The following is a 24,229-nucleotide window of genomic DNA, read 5'->3' as shown; positions in this document are numbered from 1 at the left end:
ACAGTTTAACCAAACAACGCAGGACAACAATCCCCAACGTTCAGCACATTCAGAACTGATACACCAGGCCGACAGCCAGGATATCATCCGTTGATACTCTTGCGGCTTGCGAAAAGTCGCTTTTATCAATCAAATTGAGCTTGTAATCGACGTAAGCCAGCATGTTCTGGTTGAACAGATAAGAACCACCAAAATCGACAAATTTCACCAGATCCTGATTGCCATAAGTTCTGCCGTTACCCGCAGCCCCAAGGTTTTTCGCGCGTGCCTGGTTGTAGGCAATAAAAGGCACCCAGCCTGAGTCGAAGGTATATTGGGCAAAGGCTTCAAAAATATCTGACTGGTTGGCATAACCATATACCCCGGCCCCCGAACTGCTGCCAAAACGCGAGGCGTTATACGCTTGCGTATACATGACGCCCAGATAAACGTTGTGTGCATCGTATTTCAGCGACGCAGAGTAAGCTTCTGCCTTGTCACCACGTCCCATGATGCCAGCACTGTTGTTTTGCGCATTGGTACGATCAGAACTGGTAAAGGCACCGACTGCCTTGAATCCATTGCCAAAGGCGTAAGACACCGACATCCCATAACCATCGCCATTCTGACGTAATACGTCACGGGCGCCAGGCTCCCCACCACCGTCGTTTTTCCCCTGATATTGCAGGGCAAAGTCCAGTCCATCCACTAAGCCAAAGAAATCGGTATTTCGATAAGTCGCAAGGCTATTACCACGACGGAACATAAACTGATCGGTGTTATAGGTTTGCGCATCAAATTCCGGTTCCATGTCCGTCTGGCTGAGTGCGTCATACAGGACACCCACGTTACGGCCATAATCAAACGAGCCATAGTCGCCCACCCTGATACCGGCAAAACCGAGGCGCGTGAACATAGAGTTGCCATCGCTTTCCGCCTGGTTGGTATTAAACTGGCTTTGCCACTGACCATAGCCGGTTAGCAGATCTGAAATCTGTGTTTGTCCTTTGAAGCCGATGCGCATATAAGACTGATCGCCATCCTGACTTTTATCATTACTGAAGTAATGCAGTCCTGAAACCAGACCATAGAGATCAAGCTTGTTCCCATCTTTATTGTAAATCTCGGCAGCGGACACAGACCCTGTCATAAAGACGCAAGGTGCCATCAGCACCAAATATTTTGCTTTCATTTATTCCCCTTCAGGATGGATAAAATATCTGCCAGAAAAATCTGGTAATTACACACCCCAGTGGTATTGAGACTGTTTTAAATTTTATGGGGAGATTATCCAGGGAAGTTATCTGAAAGGGTAGTTATACGAAGGGATATGTATACCAAGAGATAATTGAAAAAATTTTCTGTTTTCTGAGCTTCCCCTTTTAGGGGTGCCTTGCTGTATCTATCATCAGATAATGTGTGACAACGTCACGCCAGGAAAGCGCTCTTGTATAACTCCGTTGCCCACGTTAGGCTAGACTGACATACCTGCTCAAGTTGTTAACGGACGGATATATGACAAAAAACCTCTCTCAAACCGATATCATTAATACGGCGCAAAAGATTCTTGCTTTGTCACAGTCTGGTCTGACTTATTCAAAGGATGTCTTTGATAAGGAGCGTTATGAGGCGCTACAGGAAATAGCCATGGAGCTACTTGCGGCTAATTTTGATATCGCACAGGAAGACATTACGCATATTTCCGAGAAAGGCTATGCCACACCGAAAACCGATGTGCGGGCTTTTGTCATCCGCCAGGATAAGGTCCTTATGGTCCGTGAATCTGAGGATGGGCTATGGAGCTTGCCGGGGGGATGGGCTGATGTCGGTGACAGCCCGGCTCAGGCGGTATGCCGGGAAGTGCAGGAAGAAACGGGTCTGAACGTCAAAGTGACTAAATTACTGGGGGTGTGGGATCGTAACCAGCACGGCCATCCTCCTCATCCGTGGCATATTTATAAACTGATTTTCTTATGTGAGGAAACCGGCGGCGAACTGGCACTAAGCCATGAATCACTTGATATCGGCTTTTTTGCGCTGGACGAATTACCCGAGCTTTCTCTTACCCGAATTGTTCCGAAACAGATTAAAGTCAGTTTCGATATCGCGATATCGGATATGCCAACCTATTTCGACTAAAATGAAACCATTGACAAAAGTGTGGTCGAATTCAGTATTTGTGCACTAAACGTCAATTAATACTCATTTACTTCAGGTAAATTACTGGCGTTTGGCACTCATCTGCCAGACATGATAACTAGTCAATTGTATCTTTTGTCCGGTCGCTAGCCGGACTTTTTTTTTGCGCCTTGGGCATTATACAGCTGGCAGGGAATGACAGAATCGAACGCGGCGATTACATTCTGGCATCCTGTCTTTTATTACAGGTATGCCAGGCCGTATTTTTTATGAGCGGAGAAATCAGAAGAGGACAGAACACCAGATAATAATCACCAGCACCACCGTCACTAATTGTGCTGCCCCACCTAAGTCTTTCGCTCGTTTCGACAGCGGATGCAGTTCCAGAGAGATACGATCAACGACGCTTTCAATCGCCGTATTCAGCAATTCCACAATCAGCATCAGAAAACAGCTGGCGATTAACAGCACCCTTTCTATTTTTGTAATGTCTAAAGACATCGCCACCACAAGCAAGGCTGATGTGGCCAAAAGTAGCTGTTGAAAAGCATCTTCAGTATGAACGGCATCAACAAGGCCATCCCACGAGTTACGTATGCTGTTTACGAAACGCGGGAGGCCTTTCTCTTTATTATGTGCATTCATAGTTAATCTTTTATACCCGGCAATGATGAAAGCGCAGCGGAATAGTGCAGATTCCGCGACTCAATTGGTGACTTGTTGCTTCCCGCTATAAATAACCGCACGCGGGAAGCTGGACTTCAGAGTTGTTTTTCGTACAGCCGGTAACGTTTATACGGCTCTGCCCCGATTTTTTCTAAAATCGTGCGCATACCCGTATTGGATTCCAAAATCCAGGACATCTCCAAAGCATCAATATTTCGTTTCGCGAACGGGTCACGTAACGCTTCGATGAGAAGTAATGCGATGATCGGCCCCATACGACTGAACTGGTATTCCTGGCGAACACCCATCAGAGGAACCCTGGCCGTGCGTACCCCGCTCACTTTCAAACGCCATAACAATTTAGCCCAGCCAAATGGCAACAAGCGCCCATTCAGCCCCTGGATAGCTTCATTGATATTTGGCAAGCCGACGATAAACGCACAAGGAACGGAATCGACCTCGGCGATATAAATCATATCGTCGGGAACCAGAAACTTCAGCTGGTCCCCCATGGTGGCGAATTCATGCTCAGTGAACGGCACAAAACCCCAGTTGTTCTGCCAGCCGGAATTGAAGATTTCCCGCAGAACCTGCATTTCCTCGCCGAATTTCTTACGGTCAATGCAACGAATTGTTACCTTTTCACGTACCTGCCCCATGAGTTTGGTGAGTGAACGCGAAAAGTTAAGGTCAGTACGCTTCATCCAGTAAGCGATTAAGTCGATACCTTTCTCATATCCCTGATTCTCGACGTTGGCAGCAAAGTAAGGCTTACCATGCGTCATCAGGGCTGAGGGTGGCGTATCAAATCCGTCAATCAGCAAACCACTTTCCTGGTTGATATTCAGGCTAAATGGGCCGGTGATTTTTGATGCACCTTTCGACTTCAGCCAGTCTTCAGCTGCGGCGAATAATGCTGAAAACACTTCAGGATCATCAATGGCATCAATCATGCCAAAATGTCCCGTGTCGTTACCGTAGAGATCGCGGTGTAAGGAATCAATTTGTGCGGTGATCCGCCCGACTACGTCATCGCCCTTTTTCGCGATCCACGCCTGCCATTCTATGTGCTCTGTACCTGGATTTTTTTTTGATAAATGCTCTTCGCGCTCCAGATATAAAGGAGTAATCCAGTTTGGGTCGTCAGGATAAAGGGTGGAAGGAAAATTAATGAAGTCTTTAAGCTCACTCTTTCCCTGAACTTTCTCAATGCGAATCATAGAAAACCTTAAAAATGTAAGAATTTATAAACTAACAAAACGACAACAAATGCTCCGCCTTGAGATAGGTTTAACTCACACCCTACTTAACCTTCCAGATATAAGAGAAATCGATAGTCAACGAATCAGGAGGAAACTGTGTAAGACTGAAAACGGCAGCAGCCGCATTTCAGCGAATAGGGATTATTGCCAGAAAATGGTATGCCGGTGTTAAACAAATGATGCTTTTATTATTTTGTGCCATCTGTCACACAAAAAAAACAGAAACTTAAGTCAAACGAAGCCATCCTGCTCGTCCTTTACATTTTTTTGACAGATTATGCTTTTCGCCACATTCCCGCTAAATGAAGTATTTACTTTTGAAATCGTTCGGGCATGCTGTTTAGGATACGTTTAGATATGGATAATAACATGCTGGATAAAGTTTGCCTGAAGTGAAAATTACTCAGCGTCTTCGTCAAACTGACTGTAATTGACTGCTTGCCAATGCAGAACATTATTGCGCACGACGCAGACAAACTAATTGAGGGCCTTCAACGCAAAGCTTCGCAATCAAGACAGTTAATCAATCCCGCCTGTCGTCACGGAGACGCGTAAACTGCTGTATGCACTGAATGTGAAGCTAACGTGATTGAGTAACATTTTTCTAAAACACACTCACATTTAAACTTTCGGCCTCCTTATAACAGGTTGATGGTGCTTCTGTGATTTTGAATCTATGGCTAATTTGTATATGTCTGAAACAAGTTCCACTCATTCTCTTCCTATGCGTTATGCCGACTTCCCATCCCTGGTGGAAGCTCTGGATTATGCTGCGCAGGGAAGTACAGGAATGAACTTCTACGATCGCCGCAACCAACTGATTGCCTCACTGGACTATCACACACTTAAGCAACGTGCGATGGCAGGAGCCAGACGCCTGTTATCACTTAATCTCAGCAAAGGCGATCGTATCGCCCTTATCGCTGAAACCAGTGTTGGTTTTGTGGAAGCTTTTTTTGCATGTCAATATGCGGGTTTAGTAGCGGTGCCATTAGCCATTCCTATGGGCGTGGGACAGCGTGCTTCATATATCACAAAACTCCAGGGTTTAATCAGTAGTTGTCATCCGGCGGCCATTATCAGCAGTGAAGAATGGGTGCCGTTGATTAAATCTGCCGCCATGGATGCACCACCGCCTCACATTCTCAGCAATGAAGATTTCAACGCGCTGGCTGAGAAGGATGTTGAATTATCGCTGCCGCAACCGGACGATATTGCCTACCTGCAATACACGTCGGGCAGTACGCGTTTTCCTCGTGGCGTCATCATCAGACAACGTTCAGTGATGGCTAACCTGCAGGTGATTAGCCATGATGGCATCAAACTGCGTGCGGGAGATCGTTGCGTTTCGTGGTTACCTTTCTACCATGATATGGGTCTGGTCGGCTTCCTGCTGACCCCGGTAGCCACTCAGCTTTCAGTTGATTATCTGCGCACTCAGGACTTTGCGATGCGCCCGATGCAATGGCTGAAGCTCATCAGCAAAAACCGCGGAACCGTCTCTGTCGCGCCGCCCTTTGGCTACGATTTATGTTTACGTCGCAGCAATGAAAAAGAGCTGGCGGAGCTGGATCTCTCAAGCTGGCGTGTGGCGGGCATGGGCGCTGAGCCAATCCCGGCAGAATTGCTGAATCAATTCAGCGACCATTTCAGCAAAATCAATTTTGATCGCAAAGCCTTTATGCCTTGCTACGGTCTGGCTGAAAATACGCTGGCAGTAAGCTTCTTCGATGAAGCCACCAGTTCAGCGGTCGACCAGGTGGATCGTGATATTCTGGAATACCAGGGAAAAGCGGTGACGCCAGGCAAAAATACCCGCGCCATCTCTTCCTTTGTTAATTGCGGCAAGGCACTTCCTGGTCACCGTATCGAAATTCGCAACGAAGCAGGTGCTCAGCTGCCGGAACGCCAGGTTGGTCACATCTTTATCTCCGGTCCCAGCCTGATGAGCGGCTATTTCCGGGATAAATCTTCGCAGGAACAAATTAAGGCCACTGGCTGGATGGATACCGGTGATCTAGGTTATCTGCTGGACGGCAACCTGTTTGTCACCGGGCGTAAAAAAGACCTGATTATCATCCGTGGTCGCAATATCTGGCCGCAGGATATTGAATATGTGGCTGAGTCCGAGCCTGAAATTCGTTCAGGTGATGCCATCGCTTTTGTGACTGACGAGCATGATGAAGGTGCAAAAATTATTTTGCAGATTCAATGCCGTGTATCGTCTGAAGAACGTCGTGAACAAATTGTTCATTCACTTACCGGGCGAATCCAGAGTGAATTTGGTGTAACCGCCAATATTGAATTGTTGCCGCCTCATAGTATTCCCCGTACGTCTTCTGGCAAGCCAGCGCGTGCGGAAGCGAAGAAACGTTACCTGGCTGAATTACTCGGGATACCAGGGCAATTGGCAGGTTTAGCACAATGACAGTCACTGTGGCAGTAACGGGCGCGACGGGGTTTATTGGTAAACATATCGTCCGAAATTTACTGTCCCACGGTTTTGCTGTCCGCGCTTTAACCCGCTCCGCATTGAAAGTCTCTGAGGATAAATTGACCTGGGTGACCGGGTCACTTGAAGACAAGAATGCTTTAGACGAACTCGTCAGCGGTGCCGAATATATCGTCCATTGTGCCGGCCAGGTCCGGGGGCATACCGAAGAAACATTTATTCACTGTAACGTTACTGGCAGCCTGAACCTGATGCAGGCTGCACTGGCAAGTGGCAGCTGCAAGCGTTTCCTTTTTATGTCCTCACTGGCAGCTCGCCACCCGGAACTCTCCTGGTACGCAAATTCTAAATATGTTGCTGAACAGCAGCTGAATAGCATGCGTTCGGCGATTTCACTCGGCATATTTCGTCCGACAGCCGTATACGGACCGGGTGATAAAGAGTTGAAGCCGTTATTTAGCTGGATGTTACGTGGTGTGCTTCCCCGGCTCGGTGCACCAGAGGCAAAGCTGTCATTTATACATGTGGATGATTTGGCTGAAGCCGTCAGCCAATGGTTACTGAGTACCACGCCGCAGAGTTATACCTGTGAACTCTGCGATGGTGATGCTGAAGGCTATAACTGGACGCGCCTGCAACAGATTGGTGCTTCCGTGCGTAAAGGGCCGGTGCGGTTAATCGGGATTCCCCTGCCGTTGCTCAATACCCTGGCGGACATCTCCATCCTGTTTAATCGCATCGCCAGAAAAGAACCCATGCTGACCCACAGTAAGATCCGTGAATTGACACATCCTGACTGGTCGGCAAGCAATACATTCTTATCCGAACAAATTAATTGGTTACCTAAAATAAGTCTGGAACGCGCGTTGCGTGAAGGCCAGTTTTAAACAGCTTGAGTTGAGTTCCTATGCTAAATCGTGATGCCGTAATGAGTTACATCCTCGAATGCCTGCAAAGCATGGTCGAAGGTGGAATTGAAGTTAAACCGGATAGTGACCTGGTCAATGATCTTGGGCTGGAGTCGATTCGTGTCCTCGACCTGCTGATGATGCTGGAAGATGAATACGATATTTCCATCCCGATCAATATCCTGCTGGATGTCAGAACACCTGAACAACTGCTGGTCGCTCTGCTGCCGCATCTGGAGAAAGCTAATGGGTCTGTATGATAAATTTGCCCGCCTGGCAGGCGAGCGCGAGCAATTTCAGACCTCAGGCCTGAACCCTTTTGGCACCTGCATTGATGAAATCTACTCAGCGACCGAAGGCCGTATTGGCAACCAGAAGATCGTGCTGGCAGGGACCAACAACTATCTTGGCCTGACTTTCAATGCTGACGCCATCGCTGCAGGCCAGGCGGCATTGGCCGCTCAGGGTACCGGGACTACCGGGTCCAGGATGGCAAATGGCAGCTACGGTTCACACCTGAAGCTGGAGCAGGAACTCGCTGAGTATTTTGATCGCCCCACTGCTATCGTATTTTCAACCGGATATACCGCAAACCTCGGCGTTATCAGCACCCTCGCCACTCCCGGTTCCGTGGTGTTAATTGACGCGGACAGCCACGCAAGTATCTATGATGCCTGTGCCCTCGGCGGCGCTGAAATTATTCGTTTCCGCCATAATGATGCTAAAGACCTTGAGCGTCGGATGGTTCGTCTGGGTGAGCGCGCAAAAGAAGCGCTGATTATTGTCGAAGGCATCTATAGCATGCTGGGTGACGTTGCGCCGTTGGTGGAAATTGTCGATATCAAACGACGCCTGGGTGGCTATCTGTTAGTGGATGAGGCCCATTCATTTGGTGTGATGGGAGCCAATGGTCGCGGTCTGGCAGAAGAACTGGGTGTTGAACAGGATGTCGATATCATCCTCGGGACTTTCAGTAAAAGCCTGGCTTCAATCGGTGGATTCGCCGTCGGCAATAAGGAAATGGAAGTATTGCGCTACAGCAGCCGTCCTTACATTTTCACTGCTTCCCCATCGCCATCCATCATTGCATCGGTTCGCGCGTCATTAAATAAAATCGCCCAGCATCCGGAATTACGTGAAAAGCTGTGGAAAAATGCACATCGTCTCTATCATGGGCTGGCAGAACTGGGCTATGAATTAGGCCCACGCATTAGTCCGGTGGTTCCGGTCATGATTGGATCAAAAGAAGACGGCCTGCGTTTCTGGCGTGACCTGATTGCCAACGGGGTGTATGTCAATCTGGTATTACCCCCTGCGGCACCAGCGGGTATCACTTTGTTACGTTGTAGTGTCAATGCTGCACACAGCGATCAGGATATCGATACTATTGTTCAGGCGTTTGCTGCGTTAAAAAATAAGTCAGCCTGACTTTAAAAAAAATAGCGCCGGCGAACGGCGCTATTTAATAGAGAAATAGCGTTTCTGATGATTATTAAGTTGTGACAGAACTGGCAGTATCCATATAAACGTAACCGTGTTCTTGCATAAATGCCGCCACCGCTTTTTCGACTGCGGGTAAAACTTCATCAAGTGGGCGGTTAGCGTCAATATCCACAATCTTCGCACCTTCGAAAGTGAGCAGTGATGTGGTCATCGTTTTCCGTGCCAGTGCTTCCGGGCTATGATCGGGTTTTCTTGCACAGGCAACTTCAAGATCAACATTTAACTTGATGACCAGATCGGGTTTATGGTCAGCCATCCACTGAAATGCCTTTTTTTCACGTCTCGCCAGCCATTTAATAAAACGATTACTTTCTTTATTTTCAGGAAAAGCTGGACCATCGTAAGCACCCGGTATCTGGGCCTGCGGGAAACGATCGGTGAGAACAATTAATCCTTGTTTGCGAAAAGCCAGCATACGACGAAAACGTAATAATCGTCTTATTACAAAGAAGGAGATCACTAAAGAAGGCAGCATCTTCATGCGCCCTTTTTTGGATCGCACTTTTTTTGTATTTTGCTCGATTTTTTTGCCGATCATGTTGCCAATCAAAGGAAGTTGAGAGGCTGCCCGCCCCACGTTACCGGCTTGTTTACCGAGATGAACCCTGACGGCAGGTCCATAATTTTGCAGATAGGTGAGAAGATGATCACAAACAGTAGACTTCCCAGAACCATCACTACCAATAACCGCAATAAGCGGTGAAGAATGCTCTGAATTCATGTTTAAACTCTCTTGTAAGACCTGAAAAATATACCACTTCCGGATTAAAAAGTCGCCTGCCAGTCAATGCCAATTCCCACTTCATCGATTATAAAAATCAAAAAAAGCACTAAAGACTAAACATTACCGGTTTTGTCACCATCCAGATATCAGTGATATTTTCAGCAGCAGATTCGGACAAAGAAATAGTGTCAATCAGCACAAAATAAGAAGACCTGAATACGATTCGTGAATCCTTGTCAGGTGCAATGAAAAAATTATCAGTATTCGGGAGGATAAACATTTTGAACCTAATCAGAAATAGAATACAATAGTTTCTTTATGGCTGGATTTATTATTGTGAGTCATCAGATAAGCCCTCTTCCTAATCTCAACCCGGTGCGCGTTATCGCGATAACAGGGTGTGATGGTTCTGGAAAATCTACGCTGGCTGCCAGCCTGGTGGAACAACTGGCATCGCAGGAACCCGCGGAATTACTTTATCTTGGTCAGTCATCAGGTCGAATCGGTGAATGGATCAGTGATCTGCCAATTATCGGTGGTCCTTTTGGTCGCTATTTATTAAAAAAATCAGACCGCGTCCATGAGAAACCCTCAACACCTCCCGGTAATGCCACCACGCTGGTGATTTTCTTACTTTCCTGCTGGCGTGTTTTCAAATTCAAACGAATGTTAAAAAAATCCCGACAGGGTCAATTGTTGATTACCGATCGCTATCCTCAGGCCGAAGTCGCCGGGTTTCGTTTCGACGGTCCTCAGCTGGCAAAAACCGTTGGCGGCAACAGATGGGTGCGCGCATTAAGAAAGCAAGAGGAAAAACTTTATCAGTGGATGGCATCTTATAAGCCTATGCTATTGATAAGACTGGATATTGATGAGAAGACAGCTTATTCACGCAAACCCGATCACGATATTAACGCGTTGCGCGAAAAGATTGCTGTTATTCCCCGTCTGAATTTTAACGGTGCAAACATACTCGATCTGGATGGCAGAGAACCTGCAAGTAAGATTCTTGATGAATCCATACAGGCGGTTCAGACGTTGCTCAAATCGAAAAATGTTCAGCCCTCCGATATCATTTAAATTTTGAATAATATGCAAACAGATAAATCAGACATCGCAAGTAAACAACCTGAGCCTTACATTGCCGGACTTATTGCAGTCGTAGGCAGCGATGGCACGGGGAAATCCACCCTTACGGCTGATTTAGTCAAAAATCTGCAAAAACAATGGGTCACTGAGCGACGCTATTTAGGGTTAATCTCAGGTGAGCAAGGCGACAAAATTAAACGCCTGCCCATTTTAGGCGTATGGCTTGAGCGTCGTCTGGCGGCCAAATCTGATAAAACGCAGCGGATGAGTAATAAGTCCCCTGCACTCTGGGCCGCGTTGATCATGTACGGGTTTTCATTATGGCGTAGGGCTAATCTTCACAAAGTGCGGCGACTGGCTGAAAGTGGTGTGCTGGTAATAAGCGATCGCTATCCCCAGGCGGAAATTTCAGGGTTCTATTATGATGGACCCGGCATTGGTGTTGAACGGGCAAAAAGTAAATTGATAAAACGTCTGGCTGAAAGTGAGCAACGTTTATATCAGGAAATGGCGAAATTTCGCCCTGAACTTATTATCCGGCTGGATATTGATGTCGAGACTGCTTATTCCCGTAAGCCCGATCACAGCTATGAAGAGTTGCAGGATAAAATATCATCCATGGTGAAGTTGCGTTATAACGGCTCTCGTATCCTTGAGATCGACTCCCGTTCACCTTATAAAGAAGTGCTTGAAAAAGCGATGAAAAATATTTCTGCCATCGCAGCAGCATCGGATCGCAAAGATGTCAGTATTTATAACGTTAATGCGCCAGAAACATAAGATAACATCCTTATGGTGGAAAGCATGCATTAGCAAAAGCAGCAGCGTAAAAAGGTGTATTTTGCTCAGCTATGTGCATCCTGGTTTTTTGTTCGCACAGATGGAAGCAGGCGAACATAATGCGGTTATTTAGTTGATGATTTAAGGTTCGTCCGGAGCAACACGACGATGCTGGTTTCATTGTTATCTAAATAGAATATATTCACACTTCACCCTGTTCAGGCATAGTATTATAGGATGTCTGATATGCATGCAAGGCGGCCTGTGCCCGCTTAGCGGATGATAGCAATGTGGTGAGTTCGACTGGATTTTTACCATGAAACATTGGTTTACCGATGGCGCGTTTCGTACCATCCTGCGTAACGCTGCGTATCTTGGTTCCGGCAGTGTAGCGAGTGCATTACTCGGTTTGCTCGCCCTTTCCTGTGCCGGTAAAGGCATGTCTCCGGAAATGTTTGGTGTGCTGGTCGTCATTCAGGCATACACCAAAGCCGTCAGTGACTTTATCAAGTTCCAGACCTGGCAATTTGTTGTACAGTTTGGCACGCCTGCACTTGAACACAACAATACCCAACGTTTCCGCGATGTCATTAAGTTTTCATTTGGACTGGATATCGCCAGCAGCGTTATTGCCATTATCGGCGGGATGGCCCTTTTGCCCTTCCTGTCACAGGCTTTGGGATTAGATCAAAAAAGTTTCTGGCTCGCCATTCTTTATTGCACATTAATTCCATCGATGACGTCATCGACGCCAACTGGTATTTTACGCGCCTTTAACCGCTTCGATCTGATTGCGGTTCAGCAAGCTATTAAACCTTTTCTCCAGGCACTTGGCAGCGTGGTTTCTTATTATTTCAATTTGGGATTCCCCGGCTTTGTCATTACATGGTATGCGGCAAACTTAATCGGTGGTTCTCTGTTTTGGTGGTTTGCTGGCCGCGAGTTAAAACGCAGAAATATTCAACATGCCCTGAAACCAGAGTTATTTTCAGCAGCACGTCGCATTGAAGGTGCCTGGAATTTTGTCTGGACCACCAACTTTGCGCATACCATTTGGGCCGCGCGAAATTCCTGTAGTACGGTGCTGGTGGGTGTGGTCTTAGGACCTGCTGCGGCCGGATTATTCAAAATCGCGATGACGTTCTTTGATGCGACCGGTACGCCCGCAAAATTGATGGAAAAGAGTTTTTACCCGGAAATCATGCGGTTAGATCCAAGAACCAACAAGCCGTGGTTACTTGGACTTCGTTCTGCTTTATTAGCCGGTGCGATTGGCATTGCCGTGGCACTTTTAGTCGTGGCTGTTGGTAAGCCATTGATCTCATTTGTTTTCGGGTACAAATATCTGGAAGCCTACGATCTCATCCAGATTATGCTGGGTGCAATCATCGTTTCCATGCTGGGATTCCCTCAGGAATCGCTGCTGTTTATGGCCGGTAAGCAACGAGCATTTCTCATCGCACAGACGCTGGCTTCTGCCTCTTATATAGTTCTTTTAGTTGTGCTTTCTCATATATTTGGCGTTCAGGGGGCGGCTTTTGCCTACTTTGGTGGGCAATGCTTAGATGTTCTTTCGTCCCTGATCCCAACATTAAGCGCTTACCGTAAACGCTATTCGCTGGGGTTCAATGTCCCCAGAGAGAGTAATACATGATTGACGATAACCACATGACTAAGTTCTCCGCTAAAACCATTGATTTGTTATTTACTGCGGTTGAAGAAGATGACATTGTCGATGCCGATATCAGTTTGCCACAACTGATTGATCTACAATGTTCTCCGGACAAAATCAGGGATAACTATGCGTTGTGTCTTCAGTTCTGGGAAGACGGATTTACCCGTGAAGAACTGGTCGGTCTGGTCAACGCTTTTCTTGAGAATCCTGACTTATCAACCACGGTGCGGATGCGCTATAAATACATTCGCGCTCGTTATAAACATTTACGTTTCGCCCAGCGTCTCTACAGCAAAGCGCATGAGTCAGGTCGTCTTTTCCATATCACCACCGTTATGCTGGGGCATTTTCAGGACGCATTTCGTAATGGCAATAAAGCTAACCTTAAATATTATGGCTTTATTTTGCGTATTTTTCTCAGCAAACCGGTTTGGTCGTTAGTGCGTTATTCGCTGCGTCATATCCAGCTGGAAACGGAAACAGGTTTTATTGCCTATCGTCAGGAGCAAATGCGTGCACTGCGCGCATTGGTCGCGAATACCCAATTAACCGGCAAGCAATTTCACGATGTTCGTAAAATTGTCAGCCAGCAAGTCTCATTCTACGACACGCTGAGATCGATTGATCAGGATAATGTTGAAGCCTTCCGGATGTCCCGTTTCCTCGCTGCAATCAACGGGTTAATGGGCGATAAGCATGATGAGATGGTCGCGGATAAGCTCTCTGGCAAAAGATCTTATGATGAGCCAGCCGCGTTAGATGTGGATATTCGCCAGCGTCTTGAAGTGCTGCTTACCAGTTACCCCATGTAACTGCGGCTCAGTGATGTTTACCCCAGGACAGGATACTCAAATGATGTTACGAAGATTAGTTGCCATTCTACTTCTTGGGTGTCCTTTCTTTGTGTCAGCACATAACTTTGTCTATGGCCAATCTGTCCCCAGGGTTAACATCACCGACCGTGGTGAATTACTTTTTGACGACTCGGATTTCAGTTATAAGCGCTGGGATAGTTCGGAACTGGCGGGAAAAGTGCGCGTCGTTCAGTATATTGCAGGTCGCACATCGGCAAAGAAGAAAAACTCAATGCTGATCACGGCAGTTAAGGATGCAGATTTTCCTGAAGACCGGTTTCAGCCGACCACGATTGTTAATACTGATGATGCCATTCCAGGGTCAGGTTTCTTCGTCCGCGGAAAAATAGAAAAGAATAAAAAACACTATCCGTGGGCGCAATTTATCGTCGACAGTGACGGGTTAGCACGAAAAGCATGGGATCTCCCGGAAGAGAGTTCAACGATTATCGTGCTGGATAAACATGGCCATGTGCAATGGGCAAAAGATGGTTCACTAAGCCCTGAAGAAGTTAATCATGTGATCAATCTGCTGGGTCAATTAATTGAACAAGACAAATAACAGGAGATTACCCTCGTCTATGTACCTGATTGAACGCTACATCATTACTGAAATCGGCCGCTTAGTGATGATCATTGTTGGCTTTTTGATTTTCATGTTTGCCTGTTATTCTTCGCAGCGTTATCTGACCGAAGCTGCGAACGGCACTCTGGCTTTGAGCGTCGTGTTTGATGTGGTTTTCTATAAGGTCATCATCGCATTAGAAATGCTGCTGCCCATTGGCTTATATGTGTCAATCGCGGTTGCATTGGGCCAGCTTTATAACGATTCAGAAATCACCGCTATATTTGCTTCGGGTGCTTCCCCGACAAAAATCTATAATTCCGTGCTGGTGCTCGCCGTTCCTCTGGGCATCCTGGTTACGGTTCTGTCTCTGTATGGCAGGCCCTGGGCTTATGCAAAAATTTATCAACTGGAACAGCAATCGCAATCCGAACTGGATGTTAGCCACTTCCAGGCAAATAAATTTAACACCAGCGATGACGGAAGAATGGTGCTGGCATCACGCATCGACAAAGATGAAAACCATCTGACTGACGCACTGATTTATACCAATTCTGGCGGTAATACCAGCGTATATCGCGCACATTCGGTCGATGTGATTGATCCCTCACCCTCAAGTCCTTCAGTGATGCTACGTTCCGGTACTTCGTATGTTTTGGATCGGACCGGGACATTTGATAAAAGACAGACCTTTAATAACCTGAAGATGGATCTTAAGCCAATTATTCAGAACCTGGAGGTTCGTCGCAAATCCGCCTCAGTCGCCGAGTTAGCTCGTTCTTCCGATCCTGGCGATATTGCTGAACTGCAATGGCGACAAAGCCGTGGCATTACCGCGATTCTGATGGCTTTTATTGCCATCTTTCTCAGTAAAATTAAACCGCGTCAGGGCCGTTTTGCTACCCTGCTCCCGCTGACGATTATGTTTACGGCTATTTATTATGGCGGAAATCTTACCCGCACCCTGGTTGCTAATCGCTCCCTGGCCGCCATACCTGGACTTTGGGTGGTTCCTGTCATCATGTTGATTGTTGTATTGCTGTTCATTGCTCACGAACGGTCTCTGCTGAAGAGATTTTTTCGATGAATATTTTCAGCCGCTATCTGGTACGTAATGTATTTATCGGTTTCGCCGCCGCCGCGGGATTGTTAATCCCCCTTTTCAGCACTTTTAATCTGATCAACGAACTCGAAGACGTCAGCACGGGTGGCTATCGCTGGTCACAGGCATTGATGGTGGTGTTAATGACGCTGCCAAGAACGTTAATCGATCTCGGCCCTTTCGTTGCTCTGTTAGGTGGGATAGTCGGACTGGGACAACTTTCTAAAAGTCTGGAATTGACCGCTATCCGCTCCGCCGGTTTATCCATCTTACGCATTTCAATGATAGTTTTAAGTTCTGGCATCTTTCTGACCTTATCATTGGGCGCATTAGATGAATGGGTCGCTTCGCCATTGCAACAGCAGGCGCTACAACTGAAACGCGCGGCTATCGCCCACTCTGGTCAAACAGATAGCGCGGTTAATGCCTTATGGGCAAGAAAATACGATGAATATGTCACGGTCAAAACCTTAGATGAACATCAGCAACCGGTTGGCGTTGAGATATTCCACTATAAACCGGACCTGTCGCTGGAATCCTATGTTTATGCTGCGAGAGCCACTATTCAGAGCAATGGTATGTGGATGCTGCACAACGTTAATCAGAAAGCCTGGCAAAATGGGGAAGAAACCACGCAAAGCAGAGACAGTCTGCAATGGACTCCGATATTCGATGGGATGAGCCTGACTGAACTTACTATGCCGGGTGAAAGTTTTTCTATCACTCAGCTACAGCGTTATATCCGATATCTGCAAAACACCGGGCAACCCAGCGAAGAATTCAGGATTGCCTTATGGCAGAAACTGGGGCGCCCGATCTTGATTTTGGCGATGATTTTACTGGCCGTTCCCTTCACGTTTAGTAATCCCCGTTCACCGGGTATGGGGAGCCGATTAGCCATCGCGGTGATTGTTGGCTTACTGACTTATATTAGCTATCAAATCACACTCAATTTAGGCCTGTTATTATCACTCAATGCTGTGCTTACGGCCTTGACTCTGCCGGTGCTGTGGCTGGTTATTGCGCTAGGATTGGTTTATCGGTTTGACCAACTGCATTAACCCATCGTAGTTGTGGTTTGACATACAAATAAAAAGCGCATGATTTACATGCGCTTTTTATTGAAATCATATCACCAGGCAACAAATTTAAGTTATAACCGGCATTGCTGGTGTTGCCTGCGTCTGCTGATCGTGCTGACGCACCGGGATCAGATAGTCACAAAAGATCATATCGGGCAGTTCCGATGACTTTCTGTGTTGGTCTGTATAGTATCTCTCCACATCCATACCACGCCGCCGTATCAATCCTAATGTTGGCAAGCTGGTATGATACAGTTTGAGAATAAAGTCCTGGAATTCTGAACACTTTCCATAATAGCCGAATTGGACGTAGAGTCCTTTTTCAACCACGATCTCATCATATTTATCAAAGGATGCGTCCATATCCTCCCTGAGCATACCTATGCCATAGAATAATATCTGTTCATCATAGCTGCTCAGTCCGGGCATGACTTTATCTACACCATAAATAACCCCTGGCAGCGTGCGATTTCTATCAATAATCTCCTGCCAGAGTTTTTCACGTATCAATCTGCGGGAATGGGAATACGTATCCAGGGTACTGTGATACTTTCCTGTTACCGCATAGATCCTGAATTCTTCCAGTTCGACAAATGATGCCGGTGGCAGCTTTTCGTCTTCCAGCACAATCGGTGGTTTAATCCCTTGTGCATCCCAATCCTCGGCGCGACGGTAACGCGCAGGCGTTTCACCGAATTGGTTCTTAAATGCCCGGGTAAAAGATTGTTGTGAATCGAACTGATACATATCGGAGATATCTAAAATTGACCGGCTGGTCAATCTCAGGGCAATGGCGGATTTGGACAGCTGACGGCTTCTCACGTAAGACCCCACATTCTCACCCGTCACCTGTTTGAACATCCGTTGCAAATGCCATTTTGAATAACCCGATTTCTCTGCAACATGGTCAATTGACAACGGCTGAGTCAGGTTATCTTCAATCCAGACAAGCAGCGAATCTATAATCTTGTATTGTCTCATAATCCTTACCACCACGATAATGCACAAACGTAATGCGCTGAAGATAATCAGTTGATTTTCGAATTTTACTGTTATAGTTTTTTATTCAATGAACTAAGATTTATGAATTCAGCCAGGAAATTATCTAATGAAAATTATTTTCTAATGGCGTCATTTTATTGTGACTGTATGAAATGCATTTTACTTTTCTCTCTGAACAAATCAATCCATTCGTCAGCAAAGTGTTAATTTGTTTGTCAATTTGTATATATTTAATATTTAACCATTTTTTCAATTGGTTAATGGGTTAAATTATAGAAAACAGACCATTTATCAATCATATACATTTTCCTCGTCTGAATTAAATTCATATATTTCAATAAGTTAAATGCCAGCCCTGTTTTGGTTTTTTTATCTGCCCGCCAGGAAAATCGCATCAAATACTAAAAAAATTACCCACATCGGTTCATGCTTTGTCGTTTTGCTCGCTGTTCACCATTCTTAAACAGCCTTGATTATATTTTGCTCTGCCCCCTCTTAACTTTCATCCTCTCTCTTTCTGACATCTTCATCTTTAAACTATCCCTCTGCCTGTACAATTTTCTACCCTCACTATTTCTGCGCAATTAACATTGTCCATTCCAGCTATCTCTTTAATTTTTATTATTTTATGCTGATCTATTCACATTGTGCTTATTTACAGGTTGCGACATATTAATTAAATGACATCACTCAGTGCGTTAAGCACATTTCGGTAAGCTAACGATTAAAGTCAGCGGTCATTATAATAATACAAACCAGATTTATTTGATTATTTAACCACCAATAGACTGCAATCAACTTTGTATTTTTGGCCCATTCAGGTTGTAAGCAGTTAATACGAGAAAAAATCATGAAAATATCAAGCATGGCATTGGCTTTATCTACGATTTTATTTGCTGGCATTAGCCAGGCTGCCCCTGTGCAATTATCCTCATTTGGCAATCTGCCAGCCGATCGCACAGTAAACGGTTTTCATGGGTCTTTTTTGTACAGTGATACCGGGACAGTAAACGGTTTCGACCTGCCGATTTTAGGCTATTCCGAACTTGATCATCTGAACGGATTACAGATTGGTGCTGCGGCAGGTTCCCATATTCGTAATGGTATGAACGGTGCGGCAATCGGCCTGTTTAACTGGCATGGCGGTAAAGATAATGGCCTGAATATTGGCCTCGCTAACCAGGTGGGTGACATCAATGGTGCAAATATCGGGCTATACAGCCGCACCGGGAACTTAACCGGTTTCAATCTGGGTCTTGCCAATATGACCAGCGATGTGGACGGGTTCAATCTTGCCGGTATTGCTAACTATAGCCAGGGTAATATTCGTGGTCTGAACATCAGCCCATTCAACTGGACCGAGGGCAAAACCACCGGAGCCAATATCAGCGTTGCCAACCATACGCGTGATGTGACCGGACTGAATATCGGTGCCATAGCGAACTGGAGTGAAGGTGATATTACCGGCCTGAATATTGCTGCGGTTAATAAATCACAGAATGTTGTGGGTACCAACATTGCAGCCTTCAACTGGTCAGAGGATATGACCGGATTGAATATCTCTGCAATCAATCGTACTCATAATGTTACGGGTGCCAATATCGGAGCCGTCAACGTGATGGGTAATGTTGCAGGTTTCAACCTGGGTGGATTTAACTTCACCGGTGATGTGACAGGCCTCAACCTCGGGGGTATTAACGTCGCCAAAAATGTGACTGGCCTGAACCTTGGTGGCATCAACTTCTCGCAATCCAGTACCGCTGATATCGGTGCCATTAACTACGCGGACAGAACCTCCTTCCAGTTTGGTTTAATCAACACCACAAAAGATCTGGAAGGTTTGCAGATTGGTCTGATCAACGTAGCAACCAACGCCGCCATTCCGGTATTGCCGCTGGTCAACTTCCATCGTAGTTTCTAACACGGGCCATGAATGCGCCTGGGCACAATTGTGCTCAGGCGTACTTAACGTCGTATTACTTTGAGTCACTGCTGTCAGGCTACGTTAGCAGCGGAGGCATAAACATGATAAGTTTGGATTGGATTGTCTACTCTTCGCGCTGATATTTTTTAGTCAGTTCTCTGGAAGAAAGTTAAAAGGGAGATAAAGATGGAGATTAAAATTACTTCGTCTATTACAGATACGGATAGAAATGAACTTTTCAAAGGCCTGAGAAGCTACAACCAACAATTTATCTGCACTGCCGATTGGGGGCAGTTTGGCGTTTATGCGCGTAATGAATCAGGTGAGATGATGGGTGGGTTAATCTCATCACATAAAGGATTATGGTTATGCATTGATTACTTATGGGTAAGTGAGTCTGCAAGATGCAGTGGCTTAGGTGGCGAACTTCTGCGCACCGCAGAACAGGAAGGTATCAGGAATGGGTGTAAGCACAGTCTTGTGGATACTTTCAGTTTCCAGGCACTGCCGTTTTATCTGAAGCAAGGCTATGAAAAGCAGATGACTTTATCCGATTTTCCTCAGGCAGGGATACAGCGACACTATTTAACCAAAACCAATATTTCTTAAATTCAGCTCTGCCACATAATCATCACCTGGCCGGAAAAAGCCGTATTCCACTTATTAACACCGAACGTTCTATGGGAAGGCTGCTGCCTCTGGCTAAATACGTGCCGGACACTAATCATCCTAATGATTAGTTTGACATGTATTCACTTTTGTATTCAGGTAGGGCTACCAATAAAAGGATTGTCGCCAATCCATCTGCAAACCCACATCCCTCAGGGAGAACAACGTGTCAGCTGAAAACCGCATTTTAACCACCCACGTCGGCAGCCTCGCTCGTCCGGTTAAGCTTCTCGATATCATGAAAGCGAACATTCAGGGCGCGGAAAATGATACCGAGCTAGAAAAAGAAGTCCGTGACGCGGTCTTCGCCTCCGTGCAACAACAGGTTGCCGATGGGATCGATATCGTTGCTGATGGCGAGATGTCGAAAGTGGGCTTCTTTGCCTACGTGCGCGATCGTATTGCCGGTTTTGAGCCACGCCCAGGCCAGGGCTATGCCGCCTTTGATGCTGAAGTGAATGCGTTCCCGGAATATTACCAACAGTACTTTGGCGAAGCGATGCTGGGTGGCAACCTGGTGCCCTTCGTCCCTGTCGCCTGTACCGGCCCGATTGCCTACCATGGTGTGGCACAATTGCAACGTGATTTGACTAACCTGGCAGACGCCGCCAGGGCCGCCAATGCCTTCAGTGCATTTGTTCCCTCTGTTGCGCCAACGGGCGTGGGCACCAACGAATTCTACCCGCGCGAGGGAGATTATCTTTCAGCGGTGGCAGAAGCCTTGCGCGTGGAATATAAAGCGATCATCGATGCCGGTTTTTCCCTGCAAATTGACGACCCCTTCCTGCCTGACCTGTTTGCCGATCCGCACCTGAATAACGCGCAGATCATTGCCAAAGCCAATGAGTATGTCGATATTCTCAATCACGCTCTGCGTGGCATTCCAGCCGACAAAATCCGTTATCACACCTGTTACAGCATCAACGAAGGTCCTCGTATCCACGATGTACCGTTTATCGAGTTCGTGCGCTATATGCTGAACATCAACGTGTCAGGTTATTCTTTTGAAGCAGGTAACGTGCGTCACGAGCATGAGTATCACATCTGGGAAGAGGTGAAACTGCCACAAGGAAAATACCTGATCCCTGGTGTGATTTGCCATGCCAGCAACACCGTGGAGCATCCTGAACTGATCGCTGAGCGTTTGATTCGTTTTGCTGAACGCGTGGGCAAAGAGAATGTGGTTGCCGGTGCTGACTGTGGTTTCTCTTCACAGGCCACTTATAAGCCTGAAGTGCATCCGACCGTGGTGCGTGAAAAGTTCCGGGCGATGCGTGCCGGTGCCGATATCGCCAGCCGGAAACTCTGGAGTAAATAAGTTTTCTGTAGCCGGGCAGCGATATTGGCTGCCCGAAAGGCATCACGCCGTGACCGGTGTCACCAGTGGTTCGCCAGCAAACCAGGCATTCACGTTTGCCATCACCAGCCGCGACATTTCCCGCCGCGTTTCCCAGGTGGCACTCGCCATGTGCGGCGTAATCACCACATTGTCACGCTGATGCAACGCAACCGGCACATTCGGCTCATTAGCAAAAACATCCAGCCCTGCGCCCGCAATCACCTTATTATCAAGCGCATTAATCAGTGCGGATTCATCAATCACACTGCCACGGGAAATGTTGATGAGGATCCCCTCAGAACCTAATGCTGCCAGCACCGCCTGATTAACCAGCGCTTTTGTCTCTGCGCCACCGGGAACGCAAACCATCAGGAAATCGCTGTCCTGCGCCAGAGAGGGCAAATCGGCAATATAGCGCCACGGCAACGCTGTTAGCTCGGTGCGATTGCTGTAAGCAATCTGCATATCGAATGCGCTGGCGCGGCGGGCAATCGCCTGCCCGATACGCCCCATGCCGATGATACCCAGGCGTTTACCGGAGACTTTGCGTGTCCACTGGAACCCCCCTGACGACCAGCTCCCCTGCTCGATGAAACGTTGCGCTGCGACGATTTGACGTGACGTTGCCAGCATCAGACCAATGGCCAGGTCAGCGACATCATCGGTCAGCACGCCAGGTGTATGAGTCACTGCGATATCAAAATCGCGGGCGGCGGACACATCGACACCATCATAGCCGACACCAAACACCGCAATGAGTTTAAGCGCAGGCAATGACTGCATGAACTCGCGTGTCACTACCGCTTCACCGTTAGTCACCACCGCAGTGAACTCACTGGCAATGGCGGCGAAATCGCTAGCGTTCATATTCGCCAGCTCATAAAGATCATAACGCTCACTCAGTTCCTGCGTCAGGGCATCTGGCAGGCCGGCTTGTTTCAGGACTTTCTGTTTCATGTGATTATTCCATTATGAAAGGCGGGAAGCCGCACGTTTACTGACATCAGTCTGCGAGGGGCGTGAGATCAGAATACCGATAATGCCCCCAATAATCAGTGCTGCCGCGACGATCATTAAACCGTAGTGATAACTGTTGGTGGCATCTTTGATCTTGCCAAGAATGGGCGGCAAACCAAGGCCGACAAAATTGGCAACGGTATTAATGAACGCGATGGAGGCCGCTGCCGCCACGCCTGCCAGTTTTTCGGTGGTGACCGCCCAGAAGATCGGCGTCAGGGCGAAATTAAAGCCAACGGTGAGGACCAGCATTACATAGGCAACCAGCAGATTGCTGGAATAAATGGCCAGGGTCAGCGATAAGCCCGAGAGGATCAACGGTAAGCCCAGATGCCATGAACGCTCATGGGTGGTATCCGAGTGACGGCCATTAAAATACATAAACAGGCAGGCAAAAATAAACGGTACCGCTGAAAGCAGGCTGATGACGATATTGCTCTGTTCGCTGGCCATACTTTTGATGATCAACGGTAAGAATAGCGTGATACCAATTGAGCCGAACGCCTGCAGGAACCAGACCAGGCTCAGTAGCAACACGGTTTTATTTTTCAGCGCACTTAACCAGCTATGCTGCGCGCCAATTTCGACACTGGCGTTATCACGGGCGAGTTGCGTCTTCAGCCAGCCCTTTTGTTCCGCGGATAACCATGCCGCGTGGTCAGGAGATTGCGGCAGACGCCACAGCACCGTAATGCCCAGCACCAGCGCCGGAATACCTTCCAGCGCAAATAACCAGCGCCAGCCCGCGATGTCAGCAATACCGTGCATATTCAGGATAGTGCCGGAAATGGGCAATCCGATAATGGAAGCCATCACCGAACCCATATAAAAGAATGACATGGCACGCGCGCGGTTACTCTTCGGAAACCAGCAGGAGATGTAATAAATGATGCCCGGCGTAAAGCCTGCTTCTGCCATTCCTAACAGAAAACGCATCACATACAGTTGCGTGGGAGTCTGGACCAGCGACATTCCGGCGCTGACAATGCCCCAGGTGATCATAATTCGCGCAATCCATACCCGCGCACCGACTTTCGTCATGATCACATTGCTGGGAATTTCGAAAAGAATGTAGGAGATATAAAACATCCCGACACCCAGACCATACATGCTGGTACTCAGACCCAAATCGGCATTCATTTGTAATGCAGCGATAGAGATATTCGTTTTGTCGAGATTGGCAACGAAGTAACAGATAATGATAAAAGGAATAATTTTGGTATTCAGTTGCCTTAAGGTAGCACCGTACAGATCGTTGTTCATGAAATAAACCTCGATTAACTTTTATACAATAACAATCCCTCTGACCGTAATCAGCTGCTTTTAATTTAATGATTAATTAATGTGACATTACCTGAGTAACACCCGCCGGTATTCATTGGACCTATTCAATGACGTTTCCTCAACCTCTGCACATGGTTACCTGTTGATCTCACTAAGCTTCCGGGTTGGTAAACTGGAATTTGTGTACAATCAATAGCATAAGCAACTCGCTTCA

At 47.0% G+C, this 24,229-nt stretch carries 23 protein-coding genes; 15 read left to right on the top strand and 8 right to left on the bottom strand.

Annotated elements, in window-relative coordinates:
* Positions 1-49: 49 nt before the first annotated feature.
* On the bottom strand, positions 50-1,171 hold the full coding sequence (ompC, locus tag CUN67_RS29160) for a porin OmpC (protein WP_208719082.1): 1,122 nt from the start codon (positions 1,169-1,171) through the stop codon (positions 50-52).
* Positions 1,172-1,494: 323 nt separating this feature from the next.
* Here ompC and CUN67_RS29155 point away from each other — a divergent pair, with 323 nt between their 5' ends.
* Positions 1,495-2,118, top strand: a complete 624-nt coding sequence (locus CUN67_RS29155; RefSeq protein WP_208719080.1) for an NUDIX hydrolase — start codon at positions 1,495-1,497, stop codon at positions 2,116-2,118.
* Between the two features lie 282 nt (positions 2,119-2,400).
* On the opposite strand, the gene CUN67_RS29150 is transcribed toward CUN67_RS29155, so the two are convergent.
* Together CUN67_RS29150 and CUN67_RS29145 are read right to left on the bottom strand one after the other, a co-directional pair.
* Positions 2,401-2,763, bottom strand: coding sequence for a diacylglycerol kinase (locus CUN67_RS29150; protein ID WP_208719078.1), 363 nt, complete (start codon positions 2,761-2,763; stop codon positions 2,401-2,403).
* A 116-nt stretch (positions 2,764-2,879) separates the two neighbouring features.
* Entirely contained in the window at positions 2,880-4,004 is a 1,125-nt protein-coding gene (locus CUN67_RS29145; protein WP_208719076.1) for an N-acetyltransferase, read from the bottom strand.
* A 733-nt stretch (positions 4,005-4,737) separates the two neighbouring features.
* Between CUN67_RS29145 and CUN67_RS29140 the strand changes: the two genes are divergently transcribed.
* The 4 genes from CUN67_RS29140 to spt are packed head-to-tail and all read left to right on the top strand — an operon-like array spanning position 4,738 to position 8,834.
* The gene (locus CUN67_RS29140; RefSeq protein WP_254711456.1) at positions 4,738-6,474 is read left to right on the top strand and encodes a fatty acyl-AMP ligase; all 1,737 of its coding nucleotides are present in this window, start codon (positions 4,738-4,740) and stop codon (positions 6,472-6,474) included.
* Positions 6,471-7,385 (top strand): NAD-dependent epimerase/dehydratase family protein, encoded by a 915-nt coding sequence (locus tag CUN67_RS29135; RefSeq protein ID WP_208719072.1) that lies wholly within the window; start codon positions 6,471-6,473, stop codon positions 7,383-7,385. Before CUN67_RS29140 ends, CUN67_RS29135 begins: the two co-directional genes overlap by 4 nt.
* Positions 7,386-7,405: 20 nt before the next feature.
* A complete protein-coding gene (locus CUN67_RS29130; RefSeq protein ID WP_208719070.1) occupies positions 7,406-7,666 on the top strand; it encodes an acyl carrier protein in 261 nt (86 codons plus the stop codon).
* Positions 7,653-8,834 carry a serine palmitoyltransferase gene (gene spt, locus CUN67_RS29125; protein ID WP_208719068.1) on the top strand — a complete coding sequence of 394 codons (1,182 nt, stop codon included), beginning with the start codon at positions 7,653-7,655 and terminating at the stop codon, positions 8,832-8,834. Before CUN67_RS29130 ends, spt begins: the two co-directional genes overlap by 14 nt.
* A gap of 64 nt (positions 8,835-8,898) precedes the next feature.
* Here spt and CUN67_RS29120 read toward each other — a convergent pair whose 3' ends face one another.
* Positions 8,899-9,630, bottom strand: coding sequence for a dTMP kinase (locus CUN67_RS29120; protein ID WP_208719066.1), 732 nt, complete (start codon positions 9,628-9,630; stop codon positions 8,899-8,901).
* Between the two features lie 321 nt (positions 9,631-9,951).
* Between CUN67_RS29120 and CUN67_RS29115 the strand changes: the two genes are divergently transcribed.
* From CUN67_RS29115 to lptG, 7 genes are all read left to right on the top strand, one after another.
* Positions 9,952-10,713: a hypothetical protein gene (locus CUN67_RS29115; RefSeq protein ID WP_208719064.1), complete on the top strand. Its 762-nt coding sequence runs from the start codon at positions 9,952-9,954 to the stop codon at positions 10,711-10,713.
* Between the two features lie 12 nt (positions 10,714-10,725).
* Positions 10,726-11,502, top strand: a complete 777-nt coding sequence (locus CUN67_RS29110; RefSeq protein WP_208719062.1) for a hypothetical protein — start codon at positions 10,726-10,728, stop codon at positions 11,500-11,502.
* A gap of 316 nt (positions 11,503-11,818) precedes the next feature.
* Entirely contained in the window at positions 11,819-13,156 is a 1,338-nt protein-coding gene (locus tag CUN67_RS29105) for a lipopolysaccharide biosynthesis protein (RefSeq protein ID WP_208719060.1), read from the top strand.
* 14 nt (positions 13,157-13,170) lie between these two features.
* Complete coding sequence (locus CUN67_RS29100) at positions 13,171-13,989, top strand: hypothetical protein (protein ID WP_254711455.1); 819 nt, start codon at positions 13,171-13,173, stop codon at positions 13,987-13,989.
* Between the two features lie 40 nt (positions 13,990-14,029).
* The gene (locus CUN67_RS29095) at positions 14,030-14,593 is read left to right on the top strand and encodes a YtfJ family protein (protein WP_208719056.1); all 564 of its coding nucleotides are present in this window, start codon (positions 14,030-14,032) and stop codon (positions 14,591-14,593) included.
* A 19-nt stretch (positions 14,594-14,612) separates the two neighbouring features.
* The gene (gene lptF / locus CUN67_RS29090) at positions 14,613-15,683 is read left to right on the top strand and encodes an LPS export ABC transporter permease LptF (protein ID WP_208719054.1); all 1,071 of its coding nucleotides are present in this window, start codon (positions 14,613-14,615) and stop codon (positions 15,681-15,683) included.
* Positions 15,680-16,759 (top strand): LPS export ABC transporter permease LptG, encoded by a 1,080-nt coding sequence (gene lptG, locus CUN67_RS29085; RefSeq protein ID WP_208719052.1) that lies wholly within the window; start codon positions 15,680-15,682, stop codon positions 16,757-16,759. The genes lptF and lptG overlap by 4 nt, the downstream gene beginning before the upstream one ends.
* Before the next feature lie 87 nt (positions 16,760-16,846).
* On the opposite strand, the gene CUN67_RS29080 is transcribed toward lptG, so the two are convergent.
* Together CUN67_RS29080 and CUN67_RS29075 are read right to left on the bottom strand one after the other, a co-directional pair.
* A complete protein-coding gene (locus CUN67_RS29080) occupies positions 16,847-17,761 on the bottom strand; it encodes a helix-turn-helix domain-containing protein (protein ID WP_208719050.1) in 915 nt (304 codons plus the stop codon).
* A gap of 738 nt (positions 17,762-18,499) precedes the next feature.
* A complete protein-coding gene (locus CUN67_RS29075) occupies positions 18,500-18,685 on the bottom strand; it encodes a hypothetical protein (protein ID WP_208717868.1) in 186 nt (61 codons plus the stop codon).
* A 16-nt stretch (positions 18,686-18,701) separates the two neighbouring features.
* On the opposite strand from CUN67_RS29075, the gene CUN67_RS29070 reads away from it, so the two are divergent.
* The 3 genes from CUN67_RS29070 (at position 18,702) to CUN67_RS29060 (ending at position 21,693) form a co-directional block, all read left to right on the top strand.
* On the top strand, positions 18,702-19,703 hold the full coding sequence (locus tag CUN67_RS29070) for an LA_2272 family surface repeat-containing protein (protein WP_254711454.1): 1,002 nt from the start codon (positions 18,702-18,704) through the stop codon (positions 19,701-19,703).
* A gap of 189 nt (positions 19,704-19,892) precedes the next feature.
* Complete coding sequence (locus CUN67_RS29065; protein WP_208719047.1) at positions 19,893-20,315, top strand: GNAT family N-acetyltransferase; 423 nt, start codon at positions 19,893-19,895, stop codon at positions 20,313-20,315.
* A gap of 226 nt (positions 20,316-20,541) precedes the next feature.
* The gene (locus CUN67_RS29060) at positions 20,542-21,693 is read left to right on the top strand and encodes a methionine synthase (protein WP_208719045.1); all 1,152 of its coding nucleotides are present in this window, start codon (positions 20,542-20,544) and stop codon (positions 21,691-21,693) included.
* 42 nt (positions 21,694-21,735) lie between these two features.
* Here CUN67_RS29060 and CUN67_RS29055 read toward each other — a convergent pair whose 3' ends face one another.
* Positions 21,736-22,671 carry a 2-hydroxyacid dehydrogenase gene (locus tag CUN67_RS29055; RefSeq protein WP_208719043.1) on the bottom strand — a complete coding sequence of 312 codons (936 nt, stop codon included), beginning with the start codon at positions 22,669-22,671 and terminating at the stop codon, positions 21,736-21,738.
* A gap of 12 nt (positions 22,672-22,683) precedes the next feature.
* Positions 22,684-23,994: an MFS transporter gene (locus CUN67_RS29050; RefSeq protein ID WP_208719041.1), complete on the bottom strand. Its 1,311-nt coding sequence runs from the start codon at positions 23,992-23,994 to the stop codon at positions 22,684-22,686.
* Between the last annotated feature and the right edge of the window lie 235 nt (positions 23,995-24,229).

The sequence above is a fragment of the Pantoea cypripedii genome (assembly GCF_011395035.1).
GTDB classification, from domain to species: Bacteria; Pseudomonadota; Gammaproteobacteria; order Enterobacterales; family Enterobacteriaceae; genus Pantoea; species Pantoea cypripedii_A.
Note: the sequence above shows the minus strand (reverse complement) of the source record. Positions and strands in the feature narration are given on the sequence as shown.